Source organism: Marinobacter sp. MDS2 (assembly GCF_030718085.1).
GTDB lineage: Bacteria > Pseudomonadota > Gammaproteobacteria > Pseudomonadales > Oleiphilaceae > Marinobacter.
The window spans coordinates 1,309,822-1,334,460 of the sequence record NZ_JAVAJF010000001.1 but is presented as its reverse complement, the minus strand read 5'-3'; the positions used below and the strand labels follow the sequence as shown (position 1 = coordinate 1,334,460).

Here is a 24,639-nt window from a genome sequence, read left to right as displayed (position 1 = left end):
ATCTCGGTTTGTTCTCAACGAAAACTGTCGGATTTAAAGTTTTTACGGCCACGCTCCATAGCGCTGCGTGTCATACGCAGGAAAAAGGTTGGCACTGCATTGGAAAGTCTGCCCAGTAGCTTGTCTTGCCAAGGCAGGTAGTATTCCAAAGGCTGTTTTTTAAGAACCGGCCCCAGCACCGCTTGGGCGACTTCCTCGGGCGTAAGAGCTCGGCTGCTGGCGAAGGTCAGTGCGGAGTTGTCGTCGCCACGTTGTTGCTCCAGCATGGCGGTTTTAACCGGGCCGGGCCCAACCAGTGAAACTGCAATACCGTGTGGGCGAAGATCGCCGGCGGCTGCGATACTGAAGCCCCGGACAGCGAATTTACTGGTGGCGTAAACGGCGTTGCCGGGTACAGCACATAAGGATGCCAGGGAACCGATATTGATGATGTGTCCGCGGTGGCCGCTATCCAGCATATGGGCTGCAGCGGCGTTGGTGCCAAAAATCACGCCTTTTACGTTCACATCTAACGTTAAATCGACATCTTTGTTGTCTAGCTCGCCGGTACGACCACTGCGAAGCACGCCGGCCACGTTGATCAATACATCTACTTTTACCTGGTCAGCCGCAAGGCGTTGGAATAATGCTTGCCACTGGTCGTTGTCTCGGACATCGAGCGTTTCGCAGCGTACGGCGTTCTGGTGCGCCCAGCGCTTCGCAAGCCCCTCGGCGTTCATGTCGGCGGCGATGACGCTGTGGCCACTCTGAATCGCTTGCTCAATGATGCAAGCGCCTATGCCGCATGCGGCACCCGTTACCATTATTAACATTGAAGTTCCTCCTGGCCCGGAATAGTGGTGCGTTTTCTTCCGGTTGCCAATGACGATGGTGACGGGGAGGAAGCGTCATGCGCGTGACTCAGTTGGTTACGTCTAACCCTTGCTGGTTTCTGCGGCGCCCCTGAGCATGGCTTGCAAAAGCTCTTCGGCATCAAACTTGGTCAGGGCCTCGTTGGCGCCGACCTGGTTGGCATAGCTGAGGCTCATCTCGCTGTTCAGCGATGTGTGCAGAATGATGTAAGGCTGCTTGAGAGAGGGGTTGTCCCGCACATTGAATGTTAGCTCGTAACCGTCCAACCCGGGCATTTCGATGTCGCTCACCAGTATGTCGATCGGATGCCCCGATTCGTGTTCTTTGAGCAGTATCTTCAGTGCTTCGCTGCCATTGCTGGTGACATGGTAGTGAATGCTTTTGCTGTCCAGAACATCGGATAATTGTTTGCGGGCAACCTGCGAGTCATCAACCAGAAGAATGTTCAGCGAGCTGAGCGTTTCGCTTTGTACGTCTGAGAGCATCACTTCCTGCGTGTCGAGAGATTCCGGATATACCTTGGCCAGCAACAGTTCAACGTCCAATAATTGGATAATGTCGCCGCCAGCATCGAGCAGCCCTGTAATAAAGACGTTGTTGCCAAGCGCCTTAGGAGGCGGCATTACCCTTTTCCAGTCGGTCTCGATAATTTGCTGAACGCCGCGCACCAAAAAGCCGATTTCCTGCCGCTGGATGTCGGTCACGATGATGGATGCTTTCTCCTGCTCTTCTTTGGTGAGAGCGGGGTAGCCAACGGCAGCCGACATATCAATCACCGGCACGGCAGAGCCTCGAAACGTCGCGGTGCCAATCACCGCGTGATGGCTGTGGGGCAGCTTGGTCAGGCGATGAAAGGGCAGTATTTCGCGGATTTTCAGTGTACCGATGCCAAACAACCGTGAGCCGAACAGGCGGAACAGCAGAAGTTTCTGGGACTGATTCGTTTTGCTGGACATAAACCGATCCTAACAGCGAAAGAGGACTCCGCTCCGGAGTGCACGATGTGGATGAAAAGATTGACGGCCAAAGCACAATGCTTCGGCAGGCTGCAGAATATGCGCAATAGTACCAGCTCCGTAACGGGCGGCGCCTTGTTTGCTTTGTATCAAAAGGTGACCATGAATGGTCTGCGGCCGATTCAACGTATTTGACGATCCTTTAGTTCAGGGCCTGATCGAAGCACTCGGCACGTCGTTCCGGAGGTAATTAAACGAATGGTCCTACACGAGCCCTCGTCTGAACCGTTGTATGTTGATTTTGGGGTTGCGACAGGATGACTCTGGAGTGAAAACTAGGAGCAGTTCAAATCAATTGAAACTGCCACGAAATCTCAACTTTGACGCTGTGGCTGAGAGAGGGGGGGGAGACGAAGAACCCTTATCGCTCCGGCAACACTTGGTTGCAAGAGAAGAGTGGACATCCATCATTTCCACCTCTCCTGCAGCCAACCGCCTTTTTGTTCCTTGTTAATCTTTTTCAGTTCGAGTACTGCACGTTCGTGACTGATTCGCTGAGTGGCAAGGTCATTATAGATTCGGTTGGCTCGCTTCCTTCGTTTGACGGCAGCACCGGCGTCGAGAAGCGCCTCCAACATAGCAATCACCTTGCTCTTGAAAGCTGATCCCTGATTGGCCAACTTGCTCTCTATGATGGAGCTTTGCTGTTTCTGGGCGATTCTGGACTGCACTACGGCGATCTCCGCCTGGATAGCTTCAACCTGGTTTTCACGGCGTTCAATAGCCTCACGCAGCGTTTGAGATACGAATTCAAAATCCAATGGACCGAACTCCTCCTGCGCACTGAGGGCTCTGGCGGCCTCAAGCGACTTGCTGGTATCCGCTGTTAACAGGGCCTGTGCAAGCTCATGGTTGGTGTCCCAGGCTTGCCAGCGGTAAACAAAATCCAGTCCGGTGCCCTTGATATTTTGCATCCCCATGATATGGCTCAACAAACCAGGCGGGGTATTTTCAGTGATTGTTTGAATGACTTCGTCGCCACTGGCATGAAAATCCCAGATGACGATGATACGTTCATGGAACCACTGAGTGAGACGTTCGAAAACGCCATCACGTTGGCCTGCCCGGTGCTTCCCCTGTTGAAGTTCGTCGACCAGAGCGCGGTACTCATTGAGTTCCCTGAGATCACGTTCATATTGAGCGAGTGCAACTTGGGTCGGTTCTGCATCAATTTCCACGCCATGCTCTGAGAGCAACGCTTTTAGCGTCTCCGGTGATAACAGGGAGGCGTCTTTAACTTGTGCTGGCAGCGACGAATCAGGGATCTTTAGCATGGCGAGCAAACGGCCACGGACAGAAGCAGTACTGGCAGGCACGCGTAATTGCTTCACCAACGACTGTACTGTGTCGATAACCTGTTCGTTGTTGCCGTTCTCGATATCCAGATTACTCAGCCTGTTGGACCAGGCCTCATCGATATAACTCTTCAGGCCCTCAAGATTACTGCCGATCAGAAAGTGCCGATCGGCGCTTATTTCTTCGGCAATCATTCGGGCGAAAACCTGGGAGCGCGGTATGCGGTCGGCACGATTGTTGACTACCGTGGCAATCCATTGCTCAGGTTGTTCTTCAAGTGACAACTCGGTCAGCTTCAACCGTTCCCAGTTGGCCAAAGCGGCATGTCGCTCATTTGCTGACATCCCGTTGATGAATCGAAGCCTGCGCTGCTGCACCGGAGCAACGGGGTATACTTTTAGTACGCCTAGGTCTGCCACCACACGGTCTGCCATTTCCTTAACCGCAAAGTCTTCCTCGATACCGAGTTCCCTTGCCATGCGCATGACCAGGGCGATATTGGTGGGGTGCTCCTCATAAGGGAATCGTTCAAGCACATCAGCCGGTAACAGGTCACCCTCGCTTTCCTCCACCTTGATGATTTCGGAGCCTTTTCGACGGGCGCCTTCAGCAAGAAACGGAAACATATTGTGTTCGGTAGTGATGACGCGACTGTTTTTCGGGATAAAGCGTTGCATGACCTGGGGAATGTCGATACCCGCAGGCCCCTGAAGGTCCTCATGGTCCGGATAGCAGTTGGTGACAGTGGACAGGTCATCGCGCATCCACTGCTCCTGGAGAATTTGCACATAACGGGGGGTCAGCCCCATGCACTCCCAAAGGAACACATCGGCCTTGAACCTAGCGGAAAGGCGTACGAGATCTACTTGCTCCCAGATGGAAGCCTTGTCGAAGGGCCGAAACAGAAACATTTCCCGCAAAGGGCGATTGGCGGGACTGTAGAGGAACATGGCTTCGCAGCCCGTTGTCTTGGACAGAACGCTTAAGCCCTTAGCGTTGAAAAGCGCCGCTTTCAGACGCTCTGTTCCGGACTTGCCCCGGGTACCCCAGCCTCCGATGACCAGAGGAATAGACCGTCGGGCTTGTCGCATACGGTGGCCCTGGTAAAAATGCCGGCCAAAGAAAAACGCGCTGATCACTACAAAAAACATCAGCAGCTGTTGGAGACTGTTTTCGTAGACCGAAAAGAAATAGGTCCGGAAGTCTTCCCATAGCATTGGCAACGGCAGCGCGAAGGAGGCTGGAAAGAAGCGTTTCACCCGTGGATCAACGGGTGTTTGCTCTCCGTTCTCACTCTGATAGCCAGTTATTTCGAACCGAAAGCCTAGTCTGGTCAGCTGTTTAAGGTAGTTGTCAGGGGCGGCGCCACTGCTTTCACGCCAGTTCCGGTTGTAGCTAAGGTCTTTGAACCGCAAGCTGATCACCAGCTTTGCTCTTAGACGGGCAAGCAACCCGCGCGGAGGGTGAATGCGGGTGATGCCTTCGCTGGTATATATCGACATCGGGAGAGTTGGCCAGCCCTGATCAAGCGAAGAGATAACTTGGTCCAGCAGGGGCAGGTAAGGGCGCCAACTACCCTCCTCGGCAATATGAAGTGGCTCACCGGGCACTTTTGTTTGACTCAGTTCAGCGATGTGCCACCCCGGAGCCTGAATCAGGCCGCGATAGGTGCGGCCTTTCGTATGGTTATGGTTCTGCCGTTTGTCTGTTGCGCTGTTAAACAGCTCATGGAGAAAACGCCAGAGTCGAAACTGGTATCCCGATCCGCCGACAATTCTTGCCGTATGATTGCGCCGGTGAACGTCAAAGCCAAACTGGTCTTTAGCCTGATGGGCGAGCCTTCGTCCAAGTGTGTCATCGCTCAGGGTCTTTGGCAGGCGGAGTTTGATGCCTTTGCGCCAGTCTAGAGTCTGAAGGTGTGCTCTATTAGGGGCTTCAGCAGTATGCGCATCGCTAATGGCCCACAAATGCTCACGACATTGAGCGGCCCAGCGTCTGACCTGAGTGCTGGGATGGGTGGCATGAAGCTCGTTAATGGCCCGCTCAATCGTCGTCTGCGGCCAAGACTCGCTATTCATTGCGGCCATGCACGCCGGCAGTGCAGAAAGAACTTCACGCAGAATGCGGCGTGGCTGCTCGACTGTCAGGTGAGCCAACGCGATCTCAAGCACATGGTTTTGCAGCGCCGGTACGTGAGTAAGATGCACCAAATGGCGCATTAGGAAGGCGCGAACCGTTTCTGATTGCTCTTGTTGGTTCAGGTTTTCCAGAGTTTCGACCATGAGACTCGGGATGAGTTCGGGTAGGGTGGTGATCAGGGTCTGGCGAACGTGCTCGCTGGGGTCGCCAACAGCCAAGGCAAGAATCTTCAGGGTCAGCGGTTGATTCTGATGCGGCGACAGGGCTTGCAGTGCCCGTGCCCGAAAAAAGATGCTGTCTCCTTCACTCGGATGCCTGAACCGTCTTTCCAGAATAATCAGGGCGGACTCTGTGTCCAGTTCAAGCGCAATCTGGCACGCGTTTGTCTGCAGCCAGACAGGCTGACTGTGATCGCTTAGGAGTCGATAGCAGTAATGGATCAATTGGGGGTCCAGCAGCGCCGAAGCCTGCGGGCCGGCCTGTCGGATAAAAGTTGCAAGCCAGTCCAGCGTTTCCATAACGATTCGATAGTCGCCGGAGTAGCTGGTCAACCGTTCCACAAGGTTGACCTGGTTTACCCGATTGGAGAACACTGAGTGAACTGAAGCGTTGCCATACTCGGCCAGAAAGCGTCGGGTGTTCACTGTCAGACGATTGAGCGTGAATGCCAGACGACGCTCCTGTTCCGCCAATTGCTTGATAAAGCGGTCCTTTAGCGCATTCTCGTCAAAATAGCGGCTGAGTGCCCGTTGGTCGCCCCGCAAGCCGCGCCGGGACTGTCCAAGGTATCTTGCGCACGCAAGTATGTGGTGTCCCTTTTCAGCCGCTGTGGCAGCGCGCTGGATGCGCCCCCAATAATCCTGAAATTCGCGGTCAGTCCGCTCAATGGTTTTGAGCAGTTGATCCGCCCTGTAAATCAGAAAAAAACAGACTTCCTGGGCCAGCCAGCGTTCGTGGGACACGCCGTCTGGCAGGCTCTCCTGATTGATCAACAGCTCTAGTTCCCGTTCCATCAACTGAATGGGAGCTTGGTAGACCTGCAGCCACAGTGGGCTGAGGTCACTGCTCAGCAGCGCTTTGGCGGACAATGAAGCAGACTTATTCTTCTTCCACATAATTCAGCAAATTGTTATCGACCTGATTTGCCGCACGGACGTGCTGGCGGCGCTTAAAGACAAATTGTTCTGGACGAAAATCACGAAGTCGACGCGCGCCGGGCAGATCCAGACTGACCGAAAGTGAGGCCGACATCTGCTCATCGTCGAGATCGTAACCAAGTCCGGCCCTGAACTCCCAGCGTTTACCTGCGGCTTGCCAGCCATGCCAGGTTGCGGATAGATCGAGCAGGGTCTGTGTGCGCGCTGATTGGCGGTCACGATCGGCCTGCAGCCACCTGTTTTCTAAACTAACCTCGAAACGTGTGCCTGTGAAGTATTGCTGCCAGCCAAACCGTGCTAAGAACCGATCCGGACGAAACGGATTCAGATCTTCATTGGTCCGAAGTCCTATGCTGATGCTCGAGCGGGCGTCTTCATAGGGTTGATAAATCAGCGACTCTTCCCAGTTAATGCCGTAGCGGTGATCGTCTTTATAGCGGCTGAAAACATCGTTGTCCCAGGCTTGACCCTCGCCGTCATTCTCACTCAGCCATCGCGCAAAGCCTTCGACATCGTGTTGCCAGAGAAACGTTGCACCTAGAGGCATACGACCATCGAGACGGCCTTCAACTAATAGACTGCCAGCCTGTTGATCATCCGTGCCGGAAAATTGCCAAAGCCCATTTGCATAGAAGCCTGCTCTCCAGTTGCGACGGTCAGGGTGCCATGAAATCCACTGGCGCCCGCCCAGCACTCCAATTCTGTCCGAGTCATGGGCGCGCCCAAACACCTCGCTCTGCCAGAATACATTGGCATTTTCCTGGAGGTAACGATAACGGTAGCCTGTCTCAAAAAACTGTTCTCTTTCGCCACCGGTAGTTTCGAAGTCCGGTCGCCGTTGCAGGCTCGCAAAGCCACCGTGAGTACCTGCATCCTCCGGGCGGGGCGCCAAGCGATCTGCCAGCAACGCAAACGAGGGGGTAGACGTCAGCTCATAGCTGTTAACCGGTTCGGTGACCGTAAGCTCCGGTGTCATTTCAATCCGGCTGAGTGCTTTTCGCCCGGGCTGATGGCGGAGCGAAAAGAGCCTGACATAAGGTCCCTGGAGGTCAGCTCTCCGCAACGTGATCTCACCTTTCTGCGCCTGGTACCGGAACCGTGTCTGCCATTCACGCCCATCATAGGTTTCGATTCGCAGCCAGCTTGGCTGATCAATATACGCTGTAAATGGCGTCTCCCGAGTAACCCGGTGATAGTACCGGCGGTTCTCCGGCACAGCCGTTTTCCAGTTAAGGTTGTCATTGTTGTCGGGACGAAAACGCAGTCGTGCAAGAACCCAGTGTCGGCTCGTCGGGTTGCTAAGGCGCAAGCTGATTCGATGCTGGCCCTCGGCAATGCTGAAATTGATGGTTGCAACGGGCTCTTCCTGAGACAAAGTTACCCTTCGTGATAACTCACCATCCACCAGAAGCTGCAGACTGGTCGGAGGGGCAATCTGATAGCCGGGTTTAGCCAGGCGCAAGCGGAGCGAGTAGCGTTGTGGCTCGCTGTTGTTCACTATAATGCCCTCACTGGCCTGGCCAAAAACCAGAAATTCATCAGTTTGCTGTCGAACACCCAAAAGCTCACTGCGAGCTTCCAGAAAGTCGGACTCCGGTGCCCAGCCTGTGCTGTCAAACCTCTGAAAGCCGGCACTGCTGATGATGATTTCTTCCTGCGCCCAGGCTTGCTGCTCGTTAATACGGGCAAGTAATGACTGAATACGTTCGTCTTCCGAGTAGCCATGGCCAAGCCAGTTTGCCTCTGCCACCAGAGCCGGGCGGCTTGAGAAATTCTCGGTGTCGAGAATCACGGAGAGCCGCTGTGCCACTGAGGTGGCCGAAGAATAGCCACGGCCATTGTTTTCGGCAATCGGTGCCGGCTCGATAGAGAGCAGTTCTCCGGCTGAACTGTGATGCGTCGACTTCTGCGATTCTATGGGGCAATCTAGAGGCTCGAGTAATAAAGCGCGCTCTTTCTCAAGCTGCCATGAGGCGGGAGTGTACTGAAGGGGCAAAGTAGTCACTGTTCCGGTTTCTCCGCCCAGTCGCTGTTCAACTTCCGTCTGGAATTGCCGTCGGTCTTTTGCACATTGTGCAGGGTCCATGTGCTGTTGTAACACGGGGTGGCTGGGTGCCAGTTCCGGTACGGCAATTTCCCAGTGGGCCAGTATTGGGTGGTCTGTAGGCCTGAGGGATAACCGATGATTGCCTGGACCAAGTTCTAACAGAACGGGCATAAGGTTGCCGGGCCATAATGCGTCGTCTGACAAGAGCCGGTGTGTGTTGTATACCGCGCTGTCTAAAAATGGCAATCGATAGGTCTTACCGTTATGAGTGACCTCAATCATGTCATCAAGTCTGGACGACCGCTTTGCGTGGAGCAGGTTCAGGCTAATACGAAGTTTCGCCGGCCCCTTGATGGACAGCGCGACTGGCTGGGCGCTCGTCACTTTCAGGCGCTGGTAGTGGCGGTTGAGCTGTGGATTGAACAGAGTTTCCCGCTGCACCGGGCTGTCATACGCCAGAGGCCATTCTCGCCATTGCCGGTTCCCGGTATATAGTTGGCGCCATTCCGGTAGGGCTTGTGCAAAGGTTTGAAACGTGCGGTTCCATTTACTGATCAGGGCGCTGCGAATCATCAGTCGCTGATACTGTTCCTTTTCAGCACCGTTGAGAGAGGTTTGGGGGATGGTGTATGCCAGTTTCAATGCCTGCTCGGCAAGGCCCTCGGCCAGCAGCTGCTCCGACAGCTCGAGTGCAATCGCGTCATTCCCTGTATCCAGATACTCGAAGGCCAGTAACGTTTGCTTGGCGAAAGTTGAGGCGCGGTTTTCAAACTGATCCGCCAAGAAATCATAAGCCGTCCTTCTGACATTGGCGATGTTTCCATTGGCCTCAGACGAAACCGTGCCAAAGGCAAGCAGCCCTCGGGCATAGTTCTGCGCAAGTTCAAGATTCCGCGAATTGATCAATGTAGACAAACGTTCGGCAGCCTTCTGTGGGCTGGGCTCCACGTGGAGCTGAGGCGACACGGTCCGAGTGAAATCGGCTGCACGGGCCCGCAGCCAGTTGCGAAGAAACTCTGCGTCTTTCCAGACTTGCAGCGGAAGTTTTTTGGGACGAGCTTTGGCACGCCAGGCACGCGCCAGCCCATGCTTACCCTGATCAGTGAGTGCGTTAAGGAATTCAGCCTCTGTCATGGCTGGGTCAATCGGCTCACGCATTTGGAGATTAAACCAGCCTGCGCCCTGATCAGCGGCAAGCGTTATATGTTCGACGCCTGCGGGTAACACTAGTCGAGTTTCGGCTGCCAGAACAGGATTGGTGAGAAGCTGTCGCTCTACAGATTGGCGTTGTGCGAGCACCGGCCGTGTTTGCGCAGACGCGCTGATACGCGGCTCATAAATCAGCGAATAGTGCTGGTCGCGAATGTTCAGGGTCAGGCGGGTTCCTGGAGCGGCCTGCGCCAATCGAAGCGTGAGTTGCGTGGGAGACGTCGTTGTCGGGGCGTGAAACGCTATCGGGGTTGTCTTAGCCTCAATCCGGAAAAAACTGTGGTGGCCGGGCAGGTAGGTTTGCTCTGCGTCCACCACATCGCGCTCACTTTCTGGAGATTCAAGTGTCGCGGTTACCGGTTGCCAGCGTTTTTCAGCCAGTGGGCGCGCAGGCCATAACGGGCGACTCTGAGTGTAACGGTCAAACAGAACCTGGGTGCCAAGATCGTTTGTTGCGGAGGGTTCGCCGAGCGGCGTTGCACCAGCCGCCAGAGCCAGCGATGGGTCCGCCCCCCCGGTCACTAATTGTTTCAGTCGAAATTGGTGTTGCGCATACAGATGCTGCAAAAAAAGGGCGCTGTCATCAGCACTGGTGTTCCAGTCACTCTCGCTGGCCAGGTGACGGCGAGTCGCAAGCTGACGAACCTGAATCCAAGCTGGTGCTGTGCTTTGCAGGCGAATCTCGTGCTCGCCCTCAGGGACTGGGACAAAAACCCTCTCTGGTTTGCTCAACAGTACGTCCTCTCCATGCCAAAAATGGCGAAGAGCCCGCTGGGGAGCAAAATGAAGCAAGTGTTCCTGTGGTTCAGATTGATCCAGCTGAATGGTCAGAGTGTCTCGACGTTCAGGAGGGGACTCTAATCGTGATCGCCGCACATCGATGGCCAGCAATGCTGGGCCGTATGCGCTGAACATCTGAGGTTTGTTCTCTATACGAGCGTAGCCCTGCAGCGCTGTCTTTGGATACTGTCGCAGCCAGTGGGTTTCCATTCCGGTGATGTTTGCGAAGGGCCAATTTGAAACGAAAGGTACGGCCTGGTGGCTACCCCGTTGAAGATGGATCTTGACCGATGCCTGGCCTTGATTGCTGACCCAGATAAAGGCGCGGCGCTCCAGTGGTGTCTGACTGATTAGGGTGCCGCCGGCGCCCCTGATCATCGGAAGCCGACGGAACAACCCCATTGCGCCGCCCTGCCAGATTTTCAGATTCTCCTGGTCGTTATCTGTCTCTACCCGGATATAGGTTCCGCTGTCAGACAAGAACCACAGGCCTTGGCCTGCGGACAATGTAACCTGGGATTTCATGGTCTGGGGCGGGGCGATCCGGCTTTCGGGATCGGCGTGCCAGTCGGTAACCGACTCCCAGACCAGCGGAGGCTGGGAGTAGGGGGCCATGATTGCGGACTGGGCTGCTGCAATCATTGGCACGTGTACGACAGTCAGAGAAATGATCAGGCAGATTATGCGGAACACCATTGATCTCATTCAGCCCCCGGAGTGATGCTTTGGATACACTCGGCCAAGTCATATAGCGCCGCCTCGTCATGCGCCAGTACCTTGCGCAGCCGTGACGACAATTCGAGATGGATAAATTGCGGATTGCCCAAGCTGTTCATGAGTTGTCCCTGAACATTGGTTGTACCGCCCAGCTCGCCAACATCCAGGGGATAACGCAGAATCTGCCAGTCCGTAGTTTGCTGAAGGCAGGCCGCCAGGCTGAGCATCTTTGGGTGTGGCCAGCGCTGACCACTGCTGATAATCACATCAGCTTGTCGACTAGCAGGCGACTTCCGATTCTTTTCCGCATAGCCGTGGATCTGCACCACAATAGCGTCGGGCTGGCTATTCATGAAGGCCCGGGTAAATGCGTTGAGCGGTGATACAGGCACGTGTGCCCAGTCGGTCTCTGCCAAACTTTTACCATAGGTGTATCGATGTGCGCTGTTCATAGCCAAGGCTTTGCCAACGCCGCGCTCGAATAACGCCATTGCAATTTTCCCGGTGCGAAGGTCGTAGAACTGATGCGGTGCCTGTAGCAAGGTTGACGAAGAACGTTGCGACGCATGAAAGAAATGGCCCCAACCGCGATCATCAATATCACTGAGGCGTTGGATACCTTCTCCCATCTCACTGACCTGGAAGCCATCGACTATACGTTCTCCTTCTGTGAAAGAACGTGCCGCGGCAAGCCATTCAGAAAACAGTACTTCAAGGCTGCGGAGCCTTTGGCCGTCAATACTCTGAAAACGGTCCTGTCGTTCGAAATAGGATGCGTCTTTATGTTTGTTGTCTGAGCTATGTGCCTGGGTGCCCATGGTAAATACCATTAGTAATGCCAGAGTATAGATGACCCTGATCGCGTAACTCCTGAGCAGGGGATGAGCACCGGATTTTATGTGGCTAGTTTTTTTACTGATCACTCCGCGCCTCTTTAAAGAATCGGAAAGGAGCTTGCTGACCTTCCAGAATACGGAAAGCGGCCACCAAGGCGCCGCCGGATGAAGAAGGTGTCAGGTTTATTGTATAAGTGCCATTAGGAATGTCATCGCCCAGTGGCACTGCAAAGCGGTAGGGTTCACTCCAGTTGCGACCATCTCCCTGAATGCCAAGCGTGGTGTCCGGGTGGCCCTGCAGAGTGTATTCGCGCTTAGTTAACGTGTAGTCAGTCTGCAGGCCCGAATTACGCTGCAGATCTGAAACGGTCACGCTGATCTGATAGCTCTCCGATTGTGATGGCATAAACAGCTGAAAGCTGACCACCTCTTTTGCCGTTTGCTTGTCGACGTCGAAACTGAGCGTTTTACCGTCCAGACTATAAGCCAGCCTTTGCAGATAGGTTCGGCCCGATGGGCTATGATTGATAAACCAGTCACCGTCACCTTCAATACGCAACTCATAACGTCCTGCGGCTACTACGGGAAGAGAGAAACTTCCCCGCTTGCCTGCAATTCCTCGTTTGAGCCAGAGTTGGCCATCCCTGTATACACGAATGGAGGCCGGCCGGGCGGTATTTCGGCTGAATATGAGTCGAGGACTCACTGGAACTCCGGGTACACTCGCCTGCAGTTCGACTTGCACAGCTGATCGTCCAATCTGTTGATACAGGTTAGGCAGGGCTGTCTCCCTTATTGGCTGGTTTGTCTCATGCGGGAAAAGCACTCGCTTTTGAGCGACGGGAGTCGCTGGCTCAAGGGCTTCCCATGCATAATTGCCTTCTTCAAGCGCAGGGTTCAGTTCGATCGGCTTGAAAAACCAAACGATCGAGGATCTTCGACCCTGCCTCAACAGGTCTTCTGCATCGATAGGTTGATTGATAAACCAGGACGTGAGCCGGTTTTCATAGTCTTCCCAGGGCCGTTGTTGGGCCGGCAAAATCCGGCGCACAGGCATATTGGCAACGCGGGAATAGAGTGTTACCAAAAGAGGAGTTTCGCTCGTCACCGTAACAGTCGCGGCATTCTCGGGAGCCCTGGTGTAGAGCGATTCGCTTTCACTCAATCGCGCGGCATCCTCCGATGAGAAACGCTGGTAGGGGCCGAAGATTGGCGTTACCTCCGTCTGGAACTGTTCCAGCAGTGCTTGCTGTGTGTCGTAAAACTGGACGGAGACCGTCGCTGGCAAATCTGTAACCCCCAGTTCGGGGTGATTGACCGCGCGAAAGTCCAGCCGAACGGGCTGCGGGCCGCCGGTATCCGGATTGAGTCGATAGGAAAGGGGAGCGGTCGGCCCGATGTTAAATCCAGGCAGGAGCTGCCGCTGTGAGGTAATGTCATCATTGGTTTCCGGGTCCACCAGTCTTATGGATACCGGCTGATCCGCAATCACCTGAAGCAGACCGGGTGCGAGCTTTGCTGACCAACTCAAGGCGTCATTTTCTGGAGCTCCGCGCACAGTAAAATGATTCACTTCAAGGTCAGTGTTTGCCTGATGACTTAAACCGATGGTTATGGGTTTTGCTGCGTCAAGTGGTGTGAATTCCAGTCGATAGTTTCGAGCCCCGGGCCCCGGAATTGGCAATGTTACCCAATTCCTCGAGTCTGCCTTCAGGCCGGCGGGTGCCACCTCGGACTTCGGTTCAGGTGAGGATTCTGCGTTCAGTAGATATAGACTGTCACTGAGGAACGATTCTCCTTCAACACCTGTGGGGCCAATCGGAAGCCAGCGTCGCGTTAACTGATTCAGGACTTCAAAGGTACTCACAAGATAGTGAGGGTACACGTGAGCCTCCACCTCTTCGGCTCGCGCATCCTCACTCACTCGTTGCCATTTCAATGCTGCGGCAGAGCCGCTTAGGAATTCTCGCTGAGCGGCGCGTACGCCAATTCGATGACCGCCGGGCGGCAACTCTATGGCCTTCAATTCAATAGACGCGGCGTCAGGCAGCGCCCGCAGGTCGATAAACAACACCTGATCTGCGCTAGCGATGAACGAAGGGTCTGCATAGAAGCGTGCCGGGAAAGTCTGACCATTTTCCAGCCGCCGGGGATGGAGAATAGTGGTACGGAAGAGGTAATCTTTCTCTTTGAGCACCCGGTTTTTCTTATCCAGCACACGGTAATGGATGCCGAACTTAACCTCGTCATCCGGACCATACTGGTCAGCGGTCAACTGGGCATGGTTAAGAATTCTGACCAGATCGGGTTTTCCCTGCAGTGAATAGGTTAGCCAGTCGTCTTGCGATAACCAGAAGACTTTGGTGGCCCGGGTTTCTTCTGGCAGATTTCGGACGGCTGAACGATCTGAAAACGGGCTCCAGAGTTTGGCAGGAATTTTCTGGTAAAGGCTCACCAAGGCAATCAATAGAATTAGAACCAGTAAGCCACGGCCCAGCCATCTCATTTTGACGCCTCCCAAATCAGGAAGGCGTTTCGGCTGTCTGCAAAGTTGGTGATTGCGTCAGCGAGTGCACCGGCTCGAACGTCGGATTGAGAAAGGCTGACCGTAGCCTGCTTCGTGGGATGTAGATTGGCGAGCAGGATCAGGGCCTCGTCCGTGTTGCGGACCAACAAAAAGTCTTGTTGTGTCGACGGGTCAATAATCCGCTGGAAACGCCAGGTTCCAAACTGTGATTGAAGTGTATCAAGAAACGTAATATTGCCGCTGTCCAGATAATCCCTGACCACGCGTCGAAGGTTGGCGATTCGCGTGCTGGACAAGTCCTTGGGTTGAGGTGGTACGGCAACCGCTTTTGACAATGGCCTTTCGAGTGTAGGGATGCCGATGGATTCAAACTTGAGCCTCTGCTGGCGATCATCGCCTGCAGAGCGGAACCGCCGGTTGGTATCAGGTGCAAGCCAAAGGCTGTATATCTGCTTGTTGGCGGCCAGAGGAAGGTATCTTGTCTGCGCGTTCCAGTCAGTCTCATAGCCGCGAGTACCGGAAGTACCCCTAGCCGTATCCGTGGTCAGGCCCAGATCTGTTAGCTGAGATACGATCCGGCTCTTCCAGAGATCATTATCCAGCGGGAAGAAGGCAGACAGGATGACATCGGCCTTGCTCTGAGCCAGAACCTGCTCATCGCCAAACGTTCTTACCTGGATAGCATTCAATACCGAAGTCCTGGCCTCTCTGAACCAGACCTGATGCAGCAGGTTGAAAAGACTGCGCGGATTGGCAGAGTGCAACACATCGCTGGTTCCATCAGCGTTTGTGTAAGGATGAGCCCCAGCGATCATAAACACTTTGGCCCGGCTTTCTTCAAAAAGAGTGGCGCCGAACTCAAACGTGTTTAACTCATAGAGCGGTCGAGGAACCTGTATCATGAGCGGCTGGGCCGGCCCCAAGCGAAACACATAGGTGCCCCAGAAGCGCCGCTTGCCAAGGTTTTCGGGGGATTCTGACAGAATCAGGTAGTGCTGCTGGCTTTGCAGGTGGTGATACTGGCTAACGCGGTAGCCATAGGCATTCGCCAATGTCGAGAGGCGAGTTATCTCATTCTCATAGTCCTTGTTCCAGCCACCTTTCAGCGGTCCATGGATCAACCTGTATAGCGGTGTGAAAATCATCTGGTCAAAATAAATAAGATCGCCAAGCTCGGGCTGCAGATACTGGCCAGACCCCTTTTCGGCAAGAGCATTTTTACTGTCGGTCAGCCATTGCTGAAGGTAACCATCGATCCGTTGGCTGGATTCAAAACGGCCCCCCCCCTGCTGATCTTTGTAGGCAACCCAATGGCGACGGGACGAAGGGCTGATGAACAGCTCTGCAAACCCTCCGGTTGATGCATCCCTCTGCCGGTTCTCAAGAGGGGCGGGGGCCCAGTTCAGAGTCAGATCCGGTACCTGCTGCTGAAGCAAGGCGAGATTAAGGCCTTGCGGAAATTTCCGGGTTATCCAGATTTGGGACTCATCAATCTGGTTTTCCAGTAGCAGTGACTTGTCTCTAAGCCCTAGTAATGGTCGAGCGTTCGCGCCGGTAAATCCCCGAATTTGAAGGGCGGATTGCCGGGAAAAGGTTCGATGGAAAACCTGAAAAAGGGTTGAAGGGTTTAATAAAGTGTCACTGGCTCCATCGGGACTCAGGGAGCGCCGGACACCGGCCATGGCCAAAGTGGTTGCCTGTTGCTGAAGAAGTTTCCAGATCCCGGTTTCGGCGGCTCCAGGTTCATCAAGTGGTGCCGGAACCTGCAGGTTAAGCGGGCTCTTGGGCTGTAGATTGATGACGTACCAGCCCCATCCTCGTTGTGTATCTGCATCGAATATAACGAGGTAGCGTTCATTGATCACGTCGATCTGAAGATCCAGCGCCCCCAAACGGCTTGCCGCCTCGCGCAGGTCTTCAGGCGCACGCCCGTCAACATAGCGTTTGATTGCGGTAAGTCCCGCCTGCATCTGCTCCAGCTGAATGGGTGTTGGTGCTGAGAACCATTGCGTCTCATTTGACTGATAAGCGCGGCCCAGCCGTTTGTGAAAATAGGTCAGCGGCTGCTGACTCCGAACTTGCTGAACCGTTACCTTGTCATGGCCCCGATCCAGTAGAAACTCTTGCCCGGGAAGCCGGGTCAAGGCGAAGCCAATCAGGCTTGCGACCAACACCGCGGTTAATGAGGTTTGAAGAGAAGCACGGAGTAGCAGCGGCGCGACATCCTTCTGATACATCTTCATGGCCATTAGCGTGGCAAGCAGATACCCAAAGCCATAATAATCGGTGATTTTAGACGCAGGTGCCCATTCCAGGATGCCAAAGCCCAGAATCAGTTTATAAACGAAACTGATGGTGAAGAAGAACAACAGCTGGCGCGCACCCTCAATATTGCTGTTGCGGAGCATGGGCGCTTTCAAGAGCGCCTGGGCTGCGAAGTAGATGACCAGCGCTTCGACAAACGTCGCTGCTAGTTTTGCTGGCTGATACCATTGAAGTGCCAGAAGGGACGGGATTAGGATGCCGTTGTATTCCCACCCATATTTAATATTCATACGCGACGCGATGAAGGCAGATGTTAGCAAAACGATGTAGGCCTTCGGGCTTGCCAGTATCGAGCTGGCAAGGTCCTCATACATATAGCTCAGTGTGTTGATGTTGAAGTTGGTCACCTCCATCAACACAAAACGAACCAGCAGGTAGGTCAGGGTCAGGTAGAGCAGCAGAGACGTAGCACCGGTGCGAAATCCACCATTCCAGAATTGATTTGCAATGAGAGCAACAACTATCAAGCCGAAACTGTGAAGATTGTTCTGAAAGTCGTAATTTAGCCCATAGCTGCCCAAGCTTTCATTCAGATAGGGCAGCAAGGCGCCGTCGAAACTGATGCGAACCACCACACTGATAAGCACCAGAGCAAAAAAGCGGTCGCGACCGAACATTTCGCTGTAGCCCAGTCGCTTTGGAAGGTGTTCGGCCAGCACTCGCCCAATTGCGTAGGTGGCAATCCCTTCAATCAGCACCACGTAGCCACTCACGGGCCGCACTATAAGAAGGGGGATCAGATAGCCGGGAACGACGAGCCCTGAGAGCATGGTGCCAAAACGAAGGTTCAGGAAAGCGACCACGCAAACCCCAACCCACACCGTGGTTATGACTGAGCTGGAAAGCCCTCCTGGCGGGAATATCGTGAGAGGGAAAAAACTATCCATTGACCAACTGCTGCAGACGATCAGAAAGTGCGGTTAATCCTTCGCCTGTCAGCGGCTTGCGAAAACAGTCTTTCACCCCCAGCGCCTGCAGCTCTTCCATCACCGCAGGATATTCTGCTCCTGAAAGTATAAGCACTGGAGTGGGGATACCCCTTGCTCGCAACCACTGCAGAAAGGTAATCCCGTCCATGTTCGGCATCATCAGGTCGCAGAGAATCACACTGTAAACCTCGGACTCAATCAGGCGCTGAGCCTCAAGGCCATCGTAAGCATCGATGACGTCAAATCCATCGTCTGTCAGAAGTTCATGCAGGAGTTCTCGCAGTAATTCATCATCTTCTACAAGCAGGAGTTTGTTTTTCACTGGCATATCAGAGGGTTTTTCCGCTTTCTTTTTGTTGATACATAGCCTACCAAATGGCAGCCCGAACCGATACTCACGCTGGCTTTGAGTCAGTCAGGCCAATTTCCCGCAATCGGATTGAAAAGCTGAAACCCTGTCCGGTCTGACTGTCTGCCTCAAAGTCAGCGCCCCAATAGGCAAGGTGCTGCAAGGAACCGATCGTATGTTCCAACAGATCGCTGCTTCCCAAAAGTAGGGACGCCGGGCGTTCCAGAAGATTGTGCATCGTCGATTTTGGAAGTCCGTAGCCCTCATTGGTCAAGGAAATCACGATGGTTCGCTGCCCGGCTTGCATTTCATTACTGATGAGCACTGCAATTGAGCTGTCGGGTGTCGCATCATTGATAAGCAACACGAGAATGTCTCTGAGAAGTTGTCGCAGGACTTCATTGTTGACTAAGGCCAGGGTTACCTGGAACGGCCAGTTTTCGATGAATCTCAGTCCTTTTCCCTGCGCTTTATCTTCCACCAGCGTCAGGGCGTGCTTCACTAACCGAAGAGGATTAATCGGAACGAGTGAATGAAGCCCGGTGGTTTCGATACCGCCGGAATTGATCTTCGACATACCTTCCATCATCTTCACAGCCTGGGTGACTGCGCTATCAATGGATTCGACCTTGGCCGCGGCTTCATCCGAAGGATTTAGTTTTTTCAGGCGGTTGGCAGCCAGGGTGATGCGATTCAGGGGGCTTCGGATATCGCGTGAGAATTGTGCAAGAACGTCATCTCTGGCCGCAAGCAGTTCCTGGGTGTGAGAAACATCCACAAATTCGAATAGGATTCCAATCAGCTGGAAGGGATCCGCTTCACTGCGCCCCTGGTTGCTTTCCGTTGCCGAGAGGGTGCGCTTGACCGCCCTTACATGCAACATATAGCTGTTTTGCTTTCGGAGCGGTTTGACCGGCAGAAAAACCGGTTTTTGTTTAAGTGTGACGTGTCTGAGCTCTCGCCGGGCTTCCTCAAGATTTAACTCGCAGACCTCGCAAAGCAGTTCTGCAGCTGTTAAAGAAAAGGGTGAGAACCCAGATTCTCTCGCAAGCTGCTCAAGCATCTGGTTCGTCTGTGTTATCTGGCCAAACAGATCGTACAGCAAAACAGCGGACCCCAGACCGGCGAACACATCTTCCATCTCATCCAGTCGCTTTTCCAACAGATTTAGCGCGTTCTGTAGATCCCGGTGTGGCCTTCGCCCCCCATCGAGACCTGCCAGTCGAGCGCTCATGCTACTTTGCAGCTTTCGCTCCCGCTGCCATTGCTCGCGGTGGAACAGCAACTCTGAAATCTGTGCGGCAAAGTCCGACACATTGCTTTCAAAGGCCGCTTGATTCCAGTTGGTGCCTGGCTGCACCGCCAACGCCCAAAAGCCCATGATCTCGTTGGCAAACTGCAATGGCACCAGGTATTCGATCTCCCCTGCGGCTGCTTCCCGGAAGTACTGGCGCGTCATAAGCAGAGGGCCGCCCAGCTCGATGGCAGTGCTGTAGGGCGTGCGCTGAAAGTCACGGCGTTGCTCGGCTATGCTGTCGATGCTGCAGTTTAGGGCCTGAATCTCATGGACCCGATGGTCCTCGGGTACCTTTTCCAGAAGTATTGATCGATTCAGGTTCAGTTGTTGATTGATGAGTACGACTATTTTGGCCCAAGGGTTATCGCTCTCAAAGAAAGAAGCGCGGGCAAAACGCTCTGAAAGCATACTGTTTGATTCTGCCAACATAGAAGCCACGGCTCTGTCTTCATTCAGCCGTTGCGCCTGAAAGACAAAAAAGAGGCTGGCCATCTGAGTGAAAAGAAGCTCTGTAAGCGGGAAAATCCTGAAAGTGAAGGTCAGAGATAGCACGTAGGCCGTCACAAGCAAAAATGAAATGACCAGGCTGGACACTATGCCCTGAAGAGGCGACAGCCACTGGAGCAGGATAAGGTTGCTGACAAATAGCAGGCCAATCAGAAGTGGAGCTACCCAGGCAGCATAGGGCTCAACGGCTGAATCGGTTGCCAGCGTTGACCAGATCAGGCCCTGAATCTGAAGGGCGCTAATCGTTTCAGAATTCCCTGGAACTGCGTAGCCGGGATCATTGCCGGCTGAAGAGAGCTCAATCAGGATCGTTTTTCCCTCGACCAGAGCGGGGATGAGCTGGCCAGACGCGACCTGTTGCAAAGAGACTTCCGGCTGACCGTTCGATAAAAAAAGAAAGTTAATACCTTGGTTTTCGTCAGCTTGATTGGGCAAGTGTGTTGGAGAGAAAGGATGACGGCTATTTTCTGATGGATTTGTCACATACCTGTACTGGCCGCTGGAAAAAGTCGGAGCGGGAAGGTTTGTGACACTAATGGAATCAGGCAGCTGGAGTTGCGTGGCTATGCCGTCTTCCGAGGCTTTCTTTGAGACCGTTAATAGCAATTGATCCGAGAACACGGTTGAGCCGAGGGAAGCCAGCAGTGGGCTTGAAAAAAGCAGGCCGGATAGCTCAGGAAGAATAATCAGTTCGTTCGCCCCTAGTGCATGGAGGTTCTCTAATGCCTGGATGAGCGTTGTCCGATTGATATCTTTGGCCGCGACAGATACCAGCAGTGGATTGTTCTTCGGCGTTGCTGATGCCACTCCCGTATTGATCAGGAGGTCATGGGCGTGCAGATTGGCTGCGCGGCCCCAGTGAAAAAAAGCTGCGGTCATCAAAACGGCCAGCAATAACGATGCGGATGCCAGATAACGCCATCTACCCATACTTGTCATGGTCAGGAAATCCCAATGCTTATAATTATCTTGACGAGAGAAGCTCTGAAGCCGAAGAGAAGAATGATAGCTGATTTTGACTGCACTTGTGGAAGTGAGCTTTTACTCAACTTGTGTGCTCATGTGCTCACAAGTCTGCATGGATGCTAATGGATTAACATGGATGTTATCGACATAAAAAAGCCCCGTTTCCGGGGCTTTAGGGTGTTTTAATGGATCTTGCTGGATCCCCTAAAACTCTTGGTTGGTGGAGACGGCGGGAATTGAACCCGCGTCCGCCAGCACTATGCCTTGAGATCTACATGTTTATGTCCTTCTATTGATTTAACCTCAAGCGACCCGAAGGCCAGGGTGCAGGAGGCGAGTTCTTTAAATCTTAGCCGTTAGCCAGTGAACTCTGGATAACGGAGCGTCCCGTAAGCGATGACGTCCTGAGATGTTGCTTCCGGGCTACGGGCGACCCGGTCAGGACGACTAGCAGCTTACGCTGCTAGTGCGTAGTTTTCGTCGTTTGCGACTATTGCATTGCAGCTTTGGATTAACGAGATTCGCTGCCATCTCGACATGCACCCAAGGGTTCGCCACCAGCGTCGAAGCCATGTCGTCCCCTTATCCACAGTATATGTGGGCGCCTTGCATAACTTCAAGGCTTGTTTGTTGCGGTTTGTACGATCAGCCGGCGTTTTCCCGCATGATCCGTTGCTTCTGACGGTTCCAGTCGCGCTCTTTCTCGGTGGCGCGCTTGTCGAACAGCTTCTTGCCTTTCACCAGAGCGATTTCACATTTTACCTTGTTGCCTTTCCAGTACAGAGCGAGAGGTACGCATGTTTGGCCTGCCTGACTGGTTTCCCCGATCAGCTTGGCCAGCTCCTTTGCGTGCAGAAGCAGTTTGCGTGTGCGGGTTGGGTCGGCAATCACGTGAGTGGATGCGGCCGTCAACGGTTGAAAGTGGGCGCCGAGCAGAAAAGCTTCGCCGTCTTTCAACAACACATAGGCGTCGGTGATCTGGCCTTTGCCAGCCCGCAACGATTTAACTTCCCAGCCGAGCAGGGCGATGCCCGCTTCGAAGCGTTCCTCTATATGGTATTCATGTTTCGCCTTTTTGTTGAGGGCGATGGTGCTGCTGGGCATACCAGGCTTTTTCTTACTCATGAAACCTTCTCGGAATCTGAAAAATGAATTTGCTGGCCAATACTGGTTGCCGGCAAAACGGGCATTGTAGCCCAGTAGGGCCGGGCGGGTCACGATTTGGCCTTGGATGGCCTGTTGGCATTCGTACCTGGGCCATACTGTCGGCTACAATAACGAGCCTTTTGACATTAGGGACCAAAATGTCGAGTAAGTATCAGACATCTATCGGGTCATTTACCCGAAAATCAACCTTCTTCTGGGCCTCGGTGGGCGCAACCGTGGGGCTCGCCAATCTGTGGCAGTTCCCGTATCTCGCCAGCGTTCATGGCGGAGGGCTGTTTGTGCTGGCGTATCTGGTCTGTTTGCTTGTGGTCACGCTCCCGCTAATGGTGACCGAGGCTGCGATTGGCCGGCACTCTCGCCACGGTATGGTGCTGGCGATGGATGGGTTGGTTAAAACGGCAGGCGGCTCGCCGGTGTGGCGTTTGGCTGGGCCGCTCAGCATTCTGGCGTCGTTTCTGGTGCTTTCGTTTACCGCGGTGTTTGGCGGAATCGTTGTCGCTTATATCTTCTTTGGTGCGACGGACAGCTTCGGGAGTGCCAATACGGCAGAGGCCACGGGGATTCTGGCGGAACTGGTGTCGAGCTCCGGGCGTCACCGGGAGTTTATGGGCTGGCATGCCTTTTTTTTGCTGCTGGTGGTGTGGGTATCAGCTCGTGGCGTGGTGAGCGGAGTCGAGCGGTCACTGCGGATGATTGTGCCTGGCGGTTTAGTGCTGATGTTCGGGCTCTTCGGAGTGGCGGCAACACAGGGCCAGTTGGCATCGGGCATTGATAGTATTTTGGTTCTCCGGCCGGCGCAGTTTGGTCTTGAAAGCCTTCAGGCGGCATTCTTCCACGCTTTTTTCACTTTGGGCTTAGGTGTGGGTGTCTGGGCTATTTTCGGAGCCTATAGTACCTCCCATACCAGGCTGAAGCGTTCGTTGTTGGCGGTCGTGCTGATGGATACCTTAATCGCCATTGTGGTCGGTGTGATGATGTTCTCGGTGGCATCGGGCAGTGGCAGCCTGGACGGTCAACACGGGTTCGGGCTGTTGTTTATTTCCCTTCCGGTTACGCTGGCTCCGGTGCCGTTCAGTCAGGTCGTTATTACTGCTGTGTTTTTGGCAGTCATGTTGGTGGTATGGGCAACCTCGATTGCTTTGCTGGAGTCGGTGGTTGCCTGGTTTCGGGAGTGGACGGGGGCGCCAAGATCCTGGTCGGTCATCATTGTGGGCACCGCCGTTTGGCTCGCGGGTTTAGGCTCTTTGTTTTCGTTCAACGTATGGTCTGAATATCGGTTGGCGGGTGCTACGACCTATCGCTGGATTGAATTGGTTGCCGGTGGCGTGTTGATTCCTTTGGTCGCCATCCTGGTCGCAACCTTTGCCGGGTGGGGGCTAACCAAGCGATATTCGGCCGGTATGCTGGGCGATGCACCTGTGTTGTTCCGCAAGGCATGGCTTTGGTCAATGCGCCTGATCCTGCCGTTGGTTGTGGCCTGGATCGGAATCCAATACACGGCAGTATCATTAGCGAACCTGTGCGAAAATGGCAGCGCAGCAATCTGGTGCTCGACAGGCCAAAGCTCGGTTGCTGAAGAGCCTTCAGTGCCAGAGCGTGCGTCGGACCCGAAACCGGAGAACGGAGTTGATGAAGGTTCAAACGTAACCACCTCGACAAAAGCGAGCGTGGGCGAAGACGCAAATCGGGAACGTGCGGCTCCCAGTGAAGACGATATCCTTTATCATAGTGTTTAGCCGATTGCCCCCTGTCGGTGGGGCGCGATTACATCGAAAGGTAGGAATTCCGGTTTTATGGCTCATCAGATAGATAAAACAGCGCTGGTCATGCATTCAGCGGAGCGTATGTTCCACTTGGTGAATGACATAGCCCGATACCCTGAATTTTTGCCATGGTGTGCTGGCGCGGAGGTGCACCAGCAAACCGATCAAGAAATCATGGCGTCGCTGGAAATCGCGAAAGGTGGCGTGCGGCACACGCTGACCACCTGTAACCAGTTGTTAATGCCGGAATCCATTGAAATGAAGTTGGTGGAGGGGCCGCTTAAGAACCTGACTGGTCGCTGGCACTTTCGCCCGCTGGACTCCAACGCCTGTAAGGTAATTCTCAGTTTGGAGTTTGAGTTCTCGGGTTCGCTGGCCCGGATGACGTTCGGGCCGGTCTTCAATCAAGCGGCAAATACCATGGTGGATGCTTTCTGCCGTCGTGCCGATGAAGTGTATAAAGCAGGGGAGCTTTGCTGATGCGGGTTGAAGTGGCTTACGCGCGGCCGGACAAGCAACAGATTCTGGAAGTCGCTGTGCCGGAGGGTACCACGGCACTTGAGGCGGTGAAGGCGTCAGGTATTGTAGACGTGTTCCCGGAAATCAATCCTGACGATATCGATATGGGTATTTTTGGCAAGGTGGTGAAAAAGCCGGCCAGCCATGTTCTGCACGAGGGCGATCGGGTGGAGCTTTACCGGCCTTTGATCATCGACCCCAAACAGGCCCGTTTAAACCGGGCCAAGAAAAAGGCGTGAGA

The 24,639-nt window shown here is 54.0% G+C and carries 13 protein-coding genes and 1 other RNA gene; 3 read left to right on the top strand and 11 right to left on the bottom strand.

All coding sequences use genetic code 11. The annotated features are described in order from the left end of the window. Positions 1–14: 14 nt before the first annotated feature. The 11 genes from Q9245_RS06345 to smpB all read right to left on the bottom strand — a co-directional run bounded on the left by Q9245_RS06345 (position 15) and on the right by smpB (position 22,074). On the bottom strand, positions 15–812 hold the full coding sequence (locus Q9245_RS06345; RefSeq protein WP_305896340.1) for an SDR family oxidoreductase: 798 nt from the start codon (positions 810–812) through the stop codon (positions 15–17). Between the two features lie 102 nt (positions 813–914). Next, positions 915–1,808: a chemotaxis protein gene (locus tag Q9245_RS06340; protein WP_305896339.1), complete on the bottom strand. Its 894-nt coding sequence runs from the start codon at positions 1,806–1,808 to the stop codon at positions 915–917. Between the two features lie 467 nt (positions 1,809–2,275). Continuing rightward, a complete protein-coding gene (locus tag Q9245_RS06335) occupies positions 2,276–6,418 on the bottom strand; it encodes a hypothetical protein (protein ID WP_305896338.1) in 4,143 nt (1,380 codons plus the stop codon). Beyond that, positions 6,402–11,201 (bottom strand): hypothetical protein, encoded by a 4,800-nt coding sequence (locus Q9245_RS06330; RefSeq protein WP_305896337.1) that lies wholly within the window; start codon positions 11,199–11,201, stop codon positions 6,402–6,404. Before Q9245_RS06330 ends, Q9245_RS06335 begins: the two co-directional genes overlap by 17 nt. After that, the gene (locus Q9245_RS06325; RefSeq protein WP_305896336.1) at positions 11,198–12,136 is read right to left on the bottom strand and encodes a hypothetical protein; all 939 of its coding nucleotides are present in this window, start codon (positions 12,134–12,136) and stop codon (positions 11,198–11,200) included. Before Q9245_RS06325 ends, Q9245_RS06330 begins: the two co-directional genes overlap by 4 nt. After that, complete coding sequence (locus Q9245_RS06320; RefSeq protein WP_305896335.1) at positions 12,126–14,555, bottom strand: hypothetical protein; 2,430 nt, start codon at positions 14,553–14,555, stop codon at positions 12,126–12,128. The genes Q9245_RS06325 and Q9245_RS06320 overlap by 11 nt, the downstream gene beginning before the upstream one ends. Beyond that, complete coding sequence (locus tag Q9245_RS06315; protein WP_305896334.1) at positions 14,552–17,788, bottom strand: poly-gamma-glutamate biosynthesis protein PgsC/CapC; 3,237 nt, start codon at positions 17,786–17,788, stop codon at positions 14,552–14,554. The genes Q9245_RS06320 and Q9245_RS06315 overlap by 4 nt, the downstream gene beginning before the upstream one ends. After that, positions 17,781–18,158, bottom strand: coding sequence for a response regulator (locus Q9245_RS06310; protein ID WP_305896333.1), 378 nt, complete (start codon positions 18,156–18,158; stop codon positions 17,781–17,783). Before Q9245_RS06310 ends, Q9245_RS06315 begins: the two co-directional genes overlap by 8 nt. Before the next feature lie 67 nt (positions 18,159–18,225). After that, positions 18,226–20,922 (bottom strand): hypothetical protein, encoded by a 2,697-nt coding sequence (locus tag Q9245_RS06305; protein ID WP_305896332.1) that lies wholly within the window; start codon positions 20,920–20,922, stop codon positions 18,226–18,228. 245 nt (positions 20,923–21,167) lie between these two features. Then, positions 21,168–21,531, bottom strand: a transfer-messenger RNA (tmRNA) gene (gene ssrA / locus Q9245_RS06300). A 63-nt stretch (positions 21,532–21,594) separates the two neighbouring features. Then, a complete protein-coding gene (smpB, locus tag Q9245_RS06295; RefSeq protein WP_114334549.1) occupies positions 21,595–22,074 on the bottom strand; it encodes an SsrA-binding protein SmpB in 480 nt (159 codons plus the stop codon). A 179-nt stretch (positions 22,075–22,253) separates the two neighbouring features. On the opposite strand from smpB, the gene Q9245_RS06290 reads away from it, so the two are divergent. From Q9245_RS06290 to Q9245_RS06280, 3 genes are read left to right on the top strand one after another with little or no spacing between them, the layout of a single operon-like run. Further along, a complete protein-coding gene (locus tag Q9245_RS06290) occupies positions 22,254–23,852 on the top strand; it encodes a sodium-dependent transporter (protein WP_305896331.1) in 1,599 nt (532 codons plus the stop codon). A gap of 57 nt (positions 23,853–23,909) precedes the next feature. Then, positions 23,910–24,359: a type II toxin-antitoxin system RatA family toxin gene (locus tag Q9245_RS06285; protein WP_305896330.1), complete on the top strand. Its 450-nt coding sequence runs from the start codon at positions 23,910–23,912 to the stop codon at positions 24,357–24,359. Further along, complete coding sequence (locus Q9245_RS06280; protein ID WP_305896329.1) at positions 24,359–24,637, top strand: RnfH family protein; 279 nt, start codon at positions 24,359–24,361, stop codon at positions 24,635–24,637. Before Q9245_RS06285 ends, Q9245_RS06280 begins: the two co-directional genes overlap by 1 nt. The last annotated feature ends 2 nt before the right edge of the window (positions 24,638–24,639 follow it).

Excerpts from the sequence above, each read along its gene's own strand:
- Q9245_RS06345 (WP_305896340.1), bottom strand. The coding sequence starts at position 812 with ATGTTAATAATGGTAACGGGTGCCGCATGCGGCATAGGCGCTTGCATC.
- Q9245_RS06340 (WP_305896339.1), bottom strand. The coding sequence starts at position 1,808 with ATGTCCAGCAAAACGAATCAGTCCCAGAAACTTCTGCTGTTCCGCCTG.
- Q9245_RS06335 (WP_305896338.1), bottom strand. The coding sequence starts at position 6,418 with ATGTGGAAGAAGAATAAGTCTGCTTCATTGTCCGCCAAAGCGCTGCTG.
- Q9245_RS06330 (WP_305896337.1), bottom strand. The coding sequence starts at position 11,201 with ATGAGATCAATGGTGTTCCGCATAATCTGCCTGATCATTTCTCTGACT.
- Q9245_RS06320 (WP_305896335.1), bottom strand. The coding sequence starts at position 14,555 with ATGAGATGGCTGGGCCGTGGCTTACTGGTTCTAATTCTATTGATTGCC.
- Q9245_RS06315 (WP_305896334.1), bottom strand. The coding sequence starts at position 17,788 with ATGGATAGTTTTTTCCCTCTCACGATATTCCCGCCAGGAGGGCTTTCC.
- Q9245_RS06310 (WP_305896333.1), bottom strand. The coding sequence starts at position 18,158 with ATGCCAGTGAAAAACAAACTCCTGCTTGTAGAAGATGATGAATTACTG.
- Q9245_RS06305 (WP_305896332.1), bottom strand. The coding sequence starts at position 20,922 with ATGACAAGTATGGGTAGATGGCGTTATCTGGCATCCGCATCGTTATTG.
- smpB (WP_114334549.1), bottom strand. The coding sequence starts at position 22,074 with ATGAGTAAGAAAAAGCCTGGTATGCCCAGCAGCACCATCGCCCTCAAC.
- Q9245_RS06290 (WP_305896331.1), top strand. The coding sequence starts at position 22,254 with ATGTCGAGTAAGTATCAGACATCTATCGGGTCATTTACCCGAAAATCA.
- Q9245_RS06285 (WP_305896330.1), top strand. The coding sequence starts at position 23,910 with ATGGCTCATCAGATAGATAAAACAGCGCTGGTCATGCATTCAGCGGAG.
- Q9245_RS06280 (WP_305896329.1), top strand. The coding sequence starts at position 24,359 with ATGCGGGTTGAAGTGGCTTACGCGCGGCCGGACAAGCAACAGATTCTG.